Consider the following 13,953-nt stretch of genomic DNA (forward strand, 5'->3'; position numbering starts at 1 on the left):
CATCTATGGCTAAACTAGTAATAAGAATTCACTTAAATTTACTTTTACTCCTGATTAAGGAAATGCAGTTACCTGATTAACTGAGGTATTTGTAATTCTAGTATCTAGCAGCTGACAAGAACTACGGTATAATGTTTTTATTACAAGTATTAAAAGGTAAGGGATATACAGTAGTTATTCTATTAAAATTTATCAGAAAAGGGTAGAGGTATATAGTGAGCATATCTGTAAAAAGAGTCATTTAGTTAAGTGTTTTTTCGGTAAAATCGAATATATTTTTTCCAGGTTTAATAAAACTGTTGAGGTTTTTATGGATTTTCTTGTTGTTATGCTTTTGTTTGGCTTCTCTAAAATTTTGTCCATATGTCCTATAGGCTTTCTACCATTTGATAGATAGTAGTTCATTTACAAATTTTTCTTCTATAAATTTATAGAAATCATCAACTAAGCAAAAGTAGCTTCATTGTATCTTTAATTTATGGATAACTTATTTAAATTTTGTTTCTCAATATTAACTAGGTTTATCTTGTTTTCTATCTTTTCTATTCTTTTTTAATCTAGGGTTTAGGTCTCTAATACTTATTATGTCATTTTAACCTATTTTGCACCACATAAGCCTTTCTGCATTAGCTATAGAATATAGATGTTTACTGTTTAAAAAACTTGTATTCCTTGCTTTGTAGAAGATTTACAATGTTTTTGTGGTGCTTTAAGAAAATTAGTATTGCTACAATTAATAGTACAAAAAATAACTCTCTTTGAAAAAAGAAAGTTGCTATAACAACTACTGTAATAGAAGTTAAAGAAGCAAGGGAAGAATATCGAAGAGTAGAAAATGCTACTAGCCAAATAAGTACGAACAGCAGTGCCACACGGGTATTAAGTGCTATTAAAATTCCTAAAGTTGTTGCAACTCCCTTTCCTCCATTGAACTTTAGCCAGATAGGGAACATATGTCCTAGAACTGCTAAGATTGCAGATGTATATGTAATAATACCATTATTGAAAAATTGTTGCGCTGCGTAAACTGCAATAAACCCTTTCAAAGAGTCTAGAAACAATGCTAGAGCAGCAAGTTCTTTATTTCCTGTTCTTGCAATGTTTGTAGCACCAATATTTCCAGAACCTATTTCTCTTAAATTTATTCCTTTTATCTTTGTAATAATTGAACTAAATGGTATTGAACCCAATACATATGATGATATAAGGACTATATATTTCTCCATTACACTTACATCTTTGGTACTATCCCTAATACGTAGTAAGTACTAAACTTCAGAAAAAATAAGTATAGATTCGAGCACCAAGTACTGAAGTGATAGCGGCTTGTGTTTATCTGATATGGTTGCATACTAAAGAGGAACCTAATTAATTTTATTATCCTTTAATCTTTTTAGGTAATATTGAGCTTCATTGTTAATCTGATTGCTGAATAGTATAAGTGCTGTCATATTAATAAGAGCTAAACAAGAGAATAAAGTCCCACCAATATTGGCAATAGTCATTATATCTTTAGAAAGACCAGAGAAAAACGCCACAATTATTACCGCTATGCGGTATATTACTATACTTTTTGTACCAAACAAATATAGCCATCCCATTTCACAGCAATACACAAAAGAAATTATTGAAGAGAATGCAAATAAAGGTGCAGCTATAGTTAAGAGTATAGGAAACCAAAAAGAAACTGTTTCAAATGCTTTTTGAGTAATTAGTATTCCCTCACCAACGCCGGTTTGGTATGCACCTGTTATTACTATTGTTATTCCTGTTAAACAACAAATTAACATTGTATCAAAACATGGTTCTATCATTGCAACTAATCCAGTTCTAACTGGTTCCTCATCTTTAGCCGCTGCATGCGTAATTGAGGCAGAGCCAATACCTGCTTCACTAGCAAAAATTGCTCTTTGAATTCCGGTAACAAATGCTCCTACTACTCCTCCACCAGCGGCATTGAAGTCTATCATATTAGAAAATAATATTTTAAGTGTATTACCAAGATTGTTAATATTAAATGCAATAATTGTGATACAACTGAAAATATATATAAGCGACATGACGGGCACTAATGCAGAGGATACTATAGCTATCCTTTTAATTCCACCGATAATTACCAAAGCAAGCAACACAGAAATTATGGAAGAGATCAACCAGGGGTGACTATCTACCCAATTTGAATGGCCAGACAATATTGAAACCATCTGGTTAGTTTGAAATGCTACACTTCCACCAAGACCAGATAATACGAAAAATACCGCGTATACTGCAGCTAAGATAATACCAAGTTTCTTAAATCCAAATTCCTCCAGTCCGTTTCTGATATATTGAAATGGACCACTAAATAACTGTTTCTGACCTTCTGTTCTGTGTCTGAACGCTAAAGTTACTTCAGCAAACTTTGCTGACATGCCGAAAAGACCTGTAATCATCATCCAAGGTACTGCTCCTGGTCCTCCAGTTGAAATTGCAATTGCAACACCAGCAACAGTTCCAAGACCTACCGTACTTGAGAGTGCAGTTATAAATGCCTGAAAATGCGTAATGTGACCATCATGGTGATCTGTGTCATACTTCCCACATAGGATAGCGAATGCATGCTTAAACATTTTTATATTGAGAAATTTAAAACGTAATGTTAAAAACACATAACTGAAGGCCACTAGGAAAATTGTGAATGGTATGTAGAAAACTTTAAAAAACAATACTTTACTTATGAAGTTATTTACTCCATCTAATACAGCATCATAGCTTTTGTAAAGACCCGAAGTAGCATATGCGTCATTAAATAATAGGCAAAATAGTACTACATACAGTAACCTATAAATCATGTTTAATACCTCTTAGAATTATAATAAGAATCTATTATTGTATTTATGGCTTTCCTTCTTAGGAGATATATTGTAATAGCATTTGGAACCATAAAGCACATAAACAAATCATTGCCTAGATAAGATATAAGTTTTGTACCTTTTGATATACATTGAAACTACTGCAAAAATTTGAAGTAACACTAGTACTTTTTATTACCAAACAAGTGCTATTTTATAGTAGCAATAATAAGCTATTGTTGTGGGGAATGCAAAAGAAAACATTATTAGCGAAGGAACTGGCTTGTTAAATAAAGGTAAGACTGTTGAAAACGCTGAGTTAACCACAGGATATTACCCCTCGTCATGGTGCTATTGAATACCAGTGATATTATCATAATGCTCTAATTAAAGATGAAACTAGTATTATGTCTACAAATAATGCAGTTGGTGTAAAGCTTTCAGCTTTAATTGGATTTTTCTCTTTTACAACTGAATGTGTTATACTGTTGTTCCGGTGCCTGCTTTATTAGTAAATAATAACTTCTCACGCTACTATTAATCCATTTAATACTTTGCCTCTATAGCTGATTTGTTAGAGATATTTTGGAATATTGTAGGGTAAAATATTCAATGAATTATCTCCGTCTACATAGGTTAAAACGCAGGCATACCTGTATACAGAATTATCAATAGTGGGTAGTAAACCTATTGAACTAAAGGTGATTTGTTCTGCTTTCCTCAGTATTACAATTAGAACAAGCGTCAAATATGATAAAAGACATGTTGTGTTCGAAGAGGGCATTTTACAATACTACAATTTAATTTGTTTGAAGTAGTGTATCATATGAAATCATTGCAATAAGTAGCTTAATTGAATAGGTAAATGCAGGTAATTTACCAGTTTTTATAAATCTAATTTTTGCAAGTTTATATTTTATGTTACAAAGAGATTTGCCAGTTTTAAATTTTCAGAACGATAAGTAAATACAAACACTACTTTGGCGAACCTTGTGGCATACTAAGCATTACGATGACTATTATCTAAAAATTGCACGTGAGTTTATTGTACAATAATTGCAACTTCTTGATATTATTCTAAGCCCTAAGACCAATTGTTTCCGAAATTGCTGCTATAAATACCTATGAATGATTATATGTTGTTATAATTATACATTTTAGGTGGTTAGATAGCGTCTATATTCTATGCTTAACTGAGCTAAAGTTAGTAAAATTAAATTAGATATAAAAGAATCCAGTTGCAATTACTTAAATAAGTAAAACGGAACTAAGATATCTTTGTATACAGAAATGAACTAAATAGTTCACTTATTTTTCAATTATGCTACCACTTACTGCTTTTTATTGCAATTTGCAGCTAGCGAGTTTTATAGGTATAATATATATAAAATCCAGTACTTATTGGAATAGTAAGTGCGTACACCATGCCTAAAATTGGTAAAGTAACCCAAGGCTTGCTGACAAAAAATACGATAAACACTCCAAAAAGCGATACAAATATATAAGATAAGTTTCTGGGAATATAAATATATTTTGCGGAAAAAGTTGGAATATGACTGACTGAGAAAAATGAGATAGCAAAAAAGTAACAAGCAGTGTTCTTTATGTTGAAAAATTGCTCTATAAGAAGTAAATGTTCACTTTCTTGAGAGTGAAAGGTACCAATTATTGGTAACAAGGAAAGTAAAGCACATATTGGTGCTGGTACTCCAGAAAAGAAAAACTTTTCCCAGTCAAATTGCTCTACATTTAATGATATATTAAACCTTGCAAGTCTTATCGAGATGCAGATTACATATATCATTACCAGTATCCATCCTATAACTTTGATTTCTTTTAATTTCCAAAAGTATAAGAGAAATGCAGGTGCTGCACCGAAGTTCAGAAAATCCGCAAAAGAATCAAGTTGTGCTCCGAAATTGCTAGTTAATTTTAAGATTCTGGCTATTTTGCCATCCATTCCATCTATAATTGCTGCAATGATGATAAAAATTACTGCAAACTCCCACTGTTCATTAAATGTGAATTTAAGTGAAGTAAGACCAGAACATAGACCTAATAAAGTTATAAAATTTGGAAATAATTTAGCAACAGGCAGAAAACTATTGTTATTACCATTATTGTTCATATAATATCAAAAGTAAGCTTTTCTTGAGTATTTTTCTTATTTAAATTTGCTATAATTGTTTCACCACCGATAACGGTTTGTCCTTTTGAGACTCTTATTTCTGTATCAACAGGTACATAGATATTTACTCTACTTCCAAACCTTATAATTCCAAACCTTTCACCTGCTTTTACAGCCTGGAAAACTTTTAGGTTACAAACGATACGGCGTGCAACTAGTCCAGCTATTTGTTCTACAATAATTTCTTTTTCCTTTTCGTATTCGATTACAATAACTTGTTTTTCATTTTCATTGCTAGATCTATTACTTGTTGCAAACATAAATTTGCCTTTTTTGTAGTGTACTTCTTTTACTGTACCAGATATTGGTATGCGATTCACATGTACATCCAAAATACTCAAGAATATACTAATAAGTATGAATTTTTTCTCCTCTTCATTTTCCGTTGGTAAAGGATAACTCGCTTCTTCAATTTTTGAAATTATACCATCGGCAGGACTTAGTATAAGATCTCTATTGCTTGGCACGACCCTTGTTGGATCACGAAAGAAGTAGATGCATAGTAATGTTGGAAATAAGCATGTAATACCAAACCCCCAAGATAAAGAGAATGCTATACATGTCACTGTAAAAGAAATTGCTATAAATAAGTAACCTTCCCTGTTTATATTAGGTAACCAAAAGCACATAACCTTATTAGCAATAATCTGTTATTAACAATTTATCACTTATCGCTTCTAATGGAAAGTCTTTTTTAACCGCTTCAAGAAAAAAACTCTTGATCGATGTAAAAGTTAAGTAGTTTTTTGACAAAGGTTTTACTCTAAGTTAGGTTTCTTTTGGACGCAAGAAGTAAGGAGAAGTATAGAGGATAAAACTTTAGAAAGGGATTGTCAGAATAAATGGACTTTTGTTTAGAGGATGTGGGCAAACAAGAGTAAAAAGGCATGTGTTGTATGAATTTGTCAGTGATTTTACTATACAAAAATAGTATAAGTAAACAAACATTCTATGAGTAGCATAATAAATATAAAACAGTGGAATGAAAAAGAGCTTCTTGCTAAAAAAAAGAAAGCTAAGGTAACAGAGTGGGAAAGCAGAAATTGGAATAGGAAATTCAGTTATAAGGACGAAAGAAGGGTATAAATAGATAACAAAATTTGTACTAAAAAAGTGGTATAATGGAACACATGTTAGTGTAGTATATATAATTTTTTTAAAGCTCTAATATAGAGCATAAGGGAAGGTAAAAAAGAAAAATAATTAGAGAAATAGCCTTTAGTAAAAAAAGTGAAGGTTAGCATTATATTATTATTTGAGTAAAAATATGGTAAATAGAGACAAAATTGAGCATTTATAAATAGACAATATAAGCTGCATAGTGTAGAGGAAGTTGTAAAAGTAATACTTATAGTGTTGAGGTATTTTAATTACATAAAGCAAAATTACAGCATATGCTTGAGGAAGTAATGACGAGTAGTGGTTCAAAACTTGTATCAGAAGTAATATGAATGAGCATCCTTTTGAAAGAGTGTTAACTTAAATAAAGATAAAGTATTGATATGCAAAGTCATATAGGTTGCAAGGAAATAATAAGATAGAGCTCTTTTGAAGAACATTAAACAATGATTTGACTGAGGGTATGTCATTTAAGACTTTTAAAGAATTTAAGAATAAGCTACTTAATTTATTATAATAAATACATTAAGATCTTAATAATCTTGTGATTGAATTTTTTTGTAAAACTTTTGTCAATGGATTAATTTTTCTTTATAAGACGGTTTATCGAAACTGAAAAAAGGTAAAAAACCGTATTTGTTTACTGAGTATGGCTAAAAACATGTTATAGTTTCAGAAGTCTATTTTTCTTATTGGATTTTATAAAATATTAAGAAGTGATTACATTTTTTCTAAGTTTAGCCTACCTTATTTTAACAATTGTGCTTGTTTAGTTTTTTTCTATTATATCTCTGAATAGAGATGTTTTTTTTAAAAAGTAATGTGCTTAGTATCTAGAAAAGTCTGCATGGATATTCTTCATAACAATATTTTTTCTTAAGGAAAGCCGTTGTTTCATTGTAAGAATATAGCACCTGATCAACATTTACTTATAAATTTTCTAAAGAATTGTGAATTAGTTTTCTCTGAAAAGAATGTGGTAACACTTATCTTACATAGTTTCACGTAATCTTATACACATACCATTTATTTATGGGGAATTGGCTTTGTACTAAAATGGTTAATGTTTCTAATTCCAAATATAGCTGATAAAATATGGTTTTTAGGCTTGCTACAATATTTTATACTTCTAATCAGTTAGAGTTTATAATAATGAAATTTTATGCTCATTAAAAAGTGAAATGACTCTGTCGTCGAGAAAATCTATAGCCATATAATAGCTATTTTGTTTATATACAATTTGGTAAGTTTAAGTTATGAATAAGTATCAATAAATGTCTGCTGATAAATTGGCCGAGTGGACTTGACTATTACCTGCATATAATTAAGTATCTTGATTGCTAAATATTTTGAATATTGTATCTCAATTTTACCTTATGCTTCTTTTTGTACTTTAGTCATTTCTAGAATAGCAAATTGTCTTCTGTTAAGTATTTAAAAAGCTCACCTTGAACTGTTTTTGCTTTAAGTGCTTTTTGATTTCTTTTTAAAAGTTTCAAGATTATACTTATTTTTCATATTAACCTTATCTCATCAGGAGATATTAAAATACCTCTTTTTTAGTTTCTTATCTGTACTTAGCTTATCCATACACCAAAAAACTCTCTAATGCTATATTGTCCTTTCTATATCTTTCAGTACCCTATTTGCAAGCGTAGTGACTTTTCTTTTTTTTTCATATAGTGCTTCTTTTCCTTTTTTGTATAGCTCATTATGCTAATGAAATGTCTTCTTATGAGAATCCATAAAAGAGCTCTATAAATCCATACTCTTTTCTAATTGTTTACTCTGTGATGTTGGTACTTATTTCTCTTGCAATCACCGGTAGTTTTGGATAATGGGAAGCTCTGTTAAAATAACTGTTTAAAGAGTGGAAACAGAGACTGAATGGGTTATAAGTTGGATAAGTGGAATTCAGGAAAGCTCCAATGAAAGAAAAATTTAGTAAAAGTGAGTAATGGTAAAAAATTTTTTGTTGACTCTATTCTATTTAATAGACTTGATTTGTTTTTGTTACTTTATATAACTAAGTATATGCCTTTGATTATAAGTAAAGGTAATGAGGTTACACCTTACGTATAGTCAATTTCGTTAAATTAACAATTAAGCATGAGGGAAATTAGCTTTAATATTGTTCGTTATCTATATAAGTAAAGTTGATGTCTTTTTTAATTGTAGCAAATTGGAAAATGAATGGAACGCGGTCTTTGTTTGTTGACTTTATAAATAAACTTAACAATAAGAGCAATGGAATTACCTCTAAGATCGTGGTTTGTCCACCTTTTACATCATTGCCAGATGCCATAGAGCTAAGCGATAATATTAATATAGGAGCACAGAATTGCCATTATAAAAAATATGGATCTTACACAGGTGAGGTTAGTGCAAGGATGTTAAAAGAATTAGAATGTACTTATGTAATACTTGGACATTCTGAAAGAACCAACGAAACAGATAGTGAAATAAAACTTAAGTCAGAAATAGCAATAGAGTCTGGTCTACACCCAATTATTTGTGTAGGTGAAAATGCAGAAAATTATAAGAGTAGGAGAACAAAGGAAGTAATAGTATATCAATGCAAAAACCGCTTATTGATACATAGTGAATATACTGTAGCATATGAACCGTTGTGGGCAATAGGTACAGGGTATATACCAAGCAATGATGAAATTGCTGAGGTAATAGAGGTAATAAAATCCTGTATTGGTGAAAAACAGGTTATATATGGTGGTTCAGTTAGTTTGGAAAATATAGGAAGTTTGCTTAGGATCTCAAATTTATCAGGAGTTTTGATTGGTAGTGCAAGCCTAGATTTTGATTACTTTTATAAAATTATACAACAAGTTGAAGAAACCTACAATTCTGAAATCAGTAATTAGGAAATCTGTATACATACTAACAGATTTAAGGAGTACAAGATAGCAGCATTAATAATTGCAGCGGGAGGAGCAATAAATGCAAAATAGTGCAGTTTCTAAGCAGTGTATAAAGCTAACAGGTAAACCTATCTTGTTTCATACAGTCAGAAAATTCTTAGCTAACTAGCATATAGATTATGTAATAGTGGTCATTAACGAATGATTATGAAAATTTCTATAAGAAAGCTATATCATCATATCATCAATTATAGATACTAAATTCTGAGGTCAGTATACGGGTAAGAAATTAGGTAAAACTCAGTTAAATTGGGACTTGAGAGTTTGCAAAAGAAATGAACCATGATTTTGTCATTATGCACGATGCCTGTAGGCTGTTTGCGTTAGATGTTCTAATAGATAGCTTAGCTCAGTTTATGATTAATGGTCGGCATGCTGAAGTAGTCCAAGGCAATAGAAGTTGAAAGTACTATGTTGATGATAAATGATGGTTCTGTCGAATTCATGATTTTAAGAGAGAAACTTAGAGTGGTATAAACTCCTCAAATCTTTGATTTTAAAAAATTACTATTATGCCGTCGGTTAAATAAAAAATTTACTGATGGTTCATCGCTTGTGGTAGAGTACAAAAATGTGTTGTAGTTATTGGAGGTGAAAAAAGTAATTTCAAGTTAACTATAAAAGAAGATATTTGTATGGTAAATCTCCTTCTTGAATAACCAAAATATCGTGTTGTTGGAACGGATTGTCATATATATAAGTTTATCAAAACTCAAGATGAACTCAGGAATTTTGTAAGAATTTGTGCTGTAGAGATTGAGCACTATATAGTAATAGAAGTATATTCGCGATGGTGATGCGATAATACACGCAATAGTTGATGCAATATCGGGAACGCTAGAATATGATGATATAGGGGTTTTCCTTCTAATTTTGCTAATTGGAAAGATTGTGACTCATCTTATTTTCTAAGCTTTGCTGCTACAAGAGCTAAAGGAAGAGGATCGTGTATCTAATTTAGACATTACTATAGTTTGTGAAGAGCCTAAAATGTTGCCTTATATTGATTGTAAATTTGTAATATAGAAACAACAACTGCAGAAAAATTGGGTTCTATTGGAAGAAGTGAAAGAATAGCAGCGGCATGCTTCCATATTATTGGACAAGTTAGCGTCTTGTGTTAATTTTCCCTTAACGCTTATGACCATATCTATTAAGTAGAATCACTTGAGGTAGTTTGAAACCTGCTCCTAAAAATTAATTTCAAAAAAAATCCTCTTTCATCTTCAATAAAAGTTCTCACGAACATTGCTCTGTTTATTGCTGTAGCATGTAGTCAAGTTTTGGGTCGAGGAATTTTATAAAGCCATGAAAAATTAATTTTAAAAATGTTAATAATGGTGCAATATTTTCGCAAGTATTCAATCCTCTTATATCTAAATTTTAAGTCTTGGATGTGTTGATCAAAGAAAATGACCTCTTCACACGGGTCTAAGATTATGTCTTAGTCCAGCTTCATTTGATAAATCCACTACATAGTTTATGGACGTAGTAGACATTATCCAAATTAAAATGCCTTACTTTTACTTTTTAGTATACTTTTTTTAGCGCTATACATATTCACTTTTCATTTCCCTTTTTGTTTGGTAAAAATCTTCAATTTATGCATCCTATAGAGTTTTATACATTCCGTCTTTATCAAGAAGTTTTTAGTTCATGCAGTTTTCTATAATCTTGTCACATAATTAAGTAATTAAGTACTGAAATGCGGTCTATATGCAAAAACATAGATAGGAGATGTGCTATTACTATGATAGACTTCATCTTATATATGATTCATATGGAAATTTTTGGATATTATTTTCACTTGCAGAATTGAGTTGTGATGTTGTCTAATCTAGAATTAATATAGGTGCAATTAAAAAAATTGCTTTTACTAATTGTAATACTTTACCTCTACCAATCCAAAAATTTTACACCTCTTCTCTTAACAAGTGACTCGTAACCTTGAGGCAATTTTAAAATAAATCCATCGGCGTGTGAACATTTAACAGCCTCTACAACTTCATCATCACTAGCCTATATTTTGTCATAATGAGTATTTTAACAGAGTTATATGAAAAAGTGATGAATCTTGTGGAATCGTTTTTACTCTTTTGTGTAAAGAACTCTGTTATGTTGGAAATATCTTGCCGTTAATTAAAATTTTCTAGACTTTACATCGTAAAACCTGAGAGGTTAGGGTTACAGAATGTTGATTTGCCTTTACCCCAATAATCAACAGGTTCTACTTTTTGGTTAGATTCAATTATCATGAGCTTGTTTCTAAATATTAGTATTGCATTATTCATAATGGAAATGAATTTTATCAAAAGTAGTTTTGGTTTTTTTTAATGGCTAGATCTATAATATTTAGCTGATCTTAAAAATTTTATGAGTGAAAGTGATTGTTCTTAGAGCTTGAGTAATTCTTACTTACGATTGGAAAATCGTAAAAAGTTTTTCGCTATCATCCAAAGAGAATTAGCTATTGCTATGTTAATAATCGTAATAAAGGAAAAAAGTATTCGGTAGTTATTAATCCTTAACTCTTTCTTTAGTTAGAAAATAATAAATTAAGTATTTGTACAGTTATAAATGAGAAGGCATAGAAAGTGAAAATTGGCATGCCTGGCTATTAAGGTTCTCTGTTTTGCTTTAATAATTTTGCTATGAGGATCCATAAAGATGATTTTCCTGGTATCTGTTTGAAAATAACCTTGTAATGATGTTTAAGAGTACATCTATCATTTTGCCAGTAAGTACTTGAGCTAAGCTCTAATCATGTATCTGTAAAATAAAGTTGATATTTGCTTACAAAAAAATAAACTTTGATACAAAGTACTAGCATGCGGCTTAAAGCTATTAATTATAATTTGTATAATATTTAGAACATAGTTTATCAAATTGTTAACCTTATTAATAAAACTGCTATAGGAGTTATTTTTATAGTAACTATTACTTTGATTTAATAATATGGTAATACTTAATTTAACAATATTTTTACGAAGGTGGAACCTATCTTAATTTCAAAAATAGTTGTGTAATTTGATAATTCATTTAAGTGAGCATGATATTAGTATATATAGATATGAAGGGAATTGCTGTTTTATGAAAAGAGTTACCTACATTTGATGTTAAAGGACAATCTACAATAACTTTTATTATTAAATATGCCTAAGCATGGGCTGCTAAAAGGAAATATCTACGGCCCAGACTAATGCTAATAGCAACGCTATTGTAGTATTAACCAAAGGTGGATATGGTATTTTCATGATGAAAGATACAACCTACTTTGTTGTGATATTATTTGTATTTCACTTAAATTGTTAGTGGAACGGACTGATATAGAGTTATATTAATCATCGAAAAATTACTCTATATTAATGTTATAGTACTTTATCGATCAAAAAATAAAAAGGGGAAAATAGCTGTGCTTATACAAGATAACATTTCACTTTGCAAACGATGGATATTTTTGGCAGTATGCGCTCTTGCTTGTTCTGGGCTACTGTCGATAATTGTTGTTTTCCTGCGGTTGCCTTTTGTTTTCTCTCTCATTCCCTCTGCACAATATATCTTTGATAATGCACTAGTGATACATGTGAATTTATCAATTTTGGTATGGATGTGTTCTATAATATCTTTACTTTTTATTATAAACCTACAAAACACCAATAATTGGCTTAGCTTTTTATGGGTTCTGTCAACCCTTTCCATGCTACTGATATTTGTGTCAGCATTTGTTCCGGGTACTGAAGTTATTAAGAGCAACTATATTCCCGTGTTACAAAACAAATTATTTTTGTTTGGGCTTAGTTTGTTTATTATCAGCATATTGGTAAATGCAGCTTTTACCTGTATGTTAAATAGGCAAGTCTCATACTTTTTTGTTGGGCAAGTTGGGTTAGTTATTATATTTGTATCGTCGTTCCTTTGCCTTGTTCTAGCTCACAGAAACATGCCTGTAGATTTATATCACTTAGATAAAAATTTATTTTACGAATATCTCTTTTGGGGAAGTGGACATTTGCTGCAATTTGCTTTTACTCAAGGAATGTTTTTAGTTTATTTGATAATGTTGAGTTCCAGTGTCAATCTAACTTCAAACAATAAAATTGCTATTTTGCCACTATTTATAAATATGATCTTGGCTGTATGTGGACCATTTATATATTCTATTTACTCGGTGAATAGTGCTGAATTGATACAGTTTTTTACTTGGCATATGAGAACTGCTGGAGCAATTTTGCCGTGTTTTTTAACAATATTAGTGTGTCGTAGTATAAAAAGCTTACTTAATGATAAGAACAGTTATTTATTACACTCATTTGTGTTGTTCACTTATGGAGGCATACTTGGAGTACTAACTGTTGAAGGAAATGTTACCATTCCTGCTCATTATCACGGTTCTGTAATTGGCATCACTATAGCTTTTATGAATTTTGTTTATTGGTTATTACCAAAACTGAACTGTAAAGAGGTAGAAAACTTTGTGGTAAAATTGCAAATTTATGCCTATGGCTTTGGACATTTTCTTCATATTACTGGTCTTGTTTGGCTTGGTGGATACAGTGCCTTAAGAAAAGTTGCGGATTTGCCAAGTATTTCATCAATATTAGCACGTACCTGCTTTATTGCGGGTGGAGCTATATCAGTTATTGGTGGAGTGTTGTTTGTAGTAATTGTGCTTTTATCTCTGTTTAAAGGCAGAGCGCGTAGCTGTGCTTCTTGGAATAATTCATAGAAAAATTCTTTAACAAATTTCTTGCTAACTCCTATTATTATACTAATAAAGATATTGAATTATCTTCAACCTTTGCAGGTCAAGTGATGGAAGTATTACGAGATTAGTGTCTTATATTTTATTTTTATGGCTTTATGTCTTTACTAGATTTTA

9 protein-coding genes are annotated in these 13,953 nt (G+C 30.7%); 4 read left to right on the forward strand and 5 right to left on the reverse strand.

Features of this window, described 5'->3' with window-relative positions:
• Nucleotides 1-237: 237 nt before the first annotated feature.
• The 5 genes from WOO_RS04015 to WOO_RS01585 form a co-directional block, all read right to left on the reverse strand.
• Nucleotides 238-405, reverse strand: a complete 168-nt coding sequence (locus WOO_RS04015; RefSeq protein WP_155981141.1) for a hypothetical protein — start codon at nucleotides 403-405, stop codon at nucleotides 238-240.
• A 242-nt stretch (nucleotides 406-647) separates the two neighbouring features.
• A complete protein-coding gene (gene plsY / locus WOO_RS01570) occupies nucleotides 648-1,226 on the reverse strand; it encodes a glycerol-3-phosphate 1-O-acyltransferase PlsY (RefSeq protein ID WP_014868937.1) in 579 nt (192 codons plus the stop codon).
• Between the two features lie 138 nt (nucleotides 1,227-1,364).
• The gene (locus WOO_RS01575; RefSeq protein ID WP_014868938.1) at nucleotides 1,365-2,831 is read right to left on the reverse strand and encodes an alanine/glycine:cation symporter family protein; all 1,467 of its coding nucleotides are present in this window, start codon (nucleotides 2,829-2,831) and stop codon (nucleotides 1,365-1,367) included.
• A gap of 1,357 nt (nucleotides 2,832-4,188) precedes the next feature.
• A complete protein-coding gene (locus WOO_RS01580; RefSeq protein ID WP_014868939.1) occupies nucleotides 4,189-4,959 on the reverse strand; it encodes a CDP-alcohol phosphatidyltransferase family protein in 771 nt (256 codons plus the stop codon).
• The gene (locus WOO_RS01585) at nucleotides 4,956-5,648 is read right to left on the reverse strand and encodes a phosphatidylserine decarboxylase (RefSeq protein WP_014868940.1); all 693 of its coding nucleotides are present in this window, start codon (nucleotides 5,646-5,648) and stop codon (nucleotides 4,956-4,958) included. Before WOO_RS01585 ends, WOO_RS01580 begins: the two co-directional genes overlap by 4 nt.
• A gap of 322 nt (nucleotides 5,649-5,970) precedes the next feature.
• On the opposite strand from WOO_RS01585, the gene WOO_RS04255 reads away from it, so the two are divergent.
• The 4 genes from WOO_RS04255 to WOO_RS01600 all read left to right on the forward strand — a co-directional run bounded on the left by WOO_RS04255 (nucleotide 5,971) and on the right by WOO_RS01600 (nucleotide 13,800).
• Nucleotides 5,971-6,105, forward strand: coding sequence for a hypothetical protein (locus tag WOO_RS04255; RefSeq protein ID WP_255325508.1), 135 nt, complete (start codon nucleotides 5,971-5,973; stop codon nucleotides 6,103-6,105).
• Nucleotides 6,106-8,297: 2,192 nt separating this feature from the next.
• Nucleotides 8,298-9,017, forward strand: a complete 720-nt coding sequence (locus WOO_RS01590; RefSeq protein ID WP_014868941.1) for a triosephosphate isomerase — start codon at nucleotides 8,298-8,300, stop codon at nucleotides 9,015-9,017.
• A gap of 332 nt (nucleotides 9,018-9,349) precedes the next feature.
• Complete coding sequence (locus WOO_RS04260) at nucleotides 9,350-9,478, forward strand: hypothetical protein (RefSeq protein ID WP_255325509.1); 129 nt, start codon at nucleotides 9,350-9,352, stop codon at nucleotides 9,476-9,478.
• A 3,008-nt stretch (nucleotides 9,479-12,486) separates the two neighbouring features.
• Nucleotides 12,487-13,800, forward strand: coding sequence for a cbb3-type cytochrome c oxidase subunit I (locus tag WOO_RS01600; protein ID WP_014868942.1), 1,314 nt, complete (start codon nucleotides 12,487-12,489; stop codon nucleotides 13,798-13,800).
• The last annotated feature ends 153 nt before the right edge of the window (nucleotides 13,801-13,953 follow it).

This window comes from Wolbachia endosymbiont of Onchocerca ochengi, assembly GCF_000306885.1.
Lineage (GTDB): Bacteria > Pseudomonadota > Alphaproteobacteria > Rickettsiales > Anaplasmataceae > Wolbachia.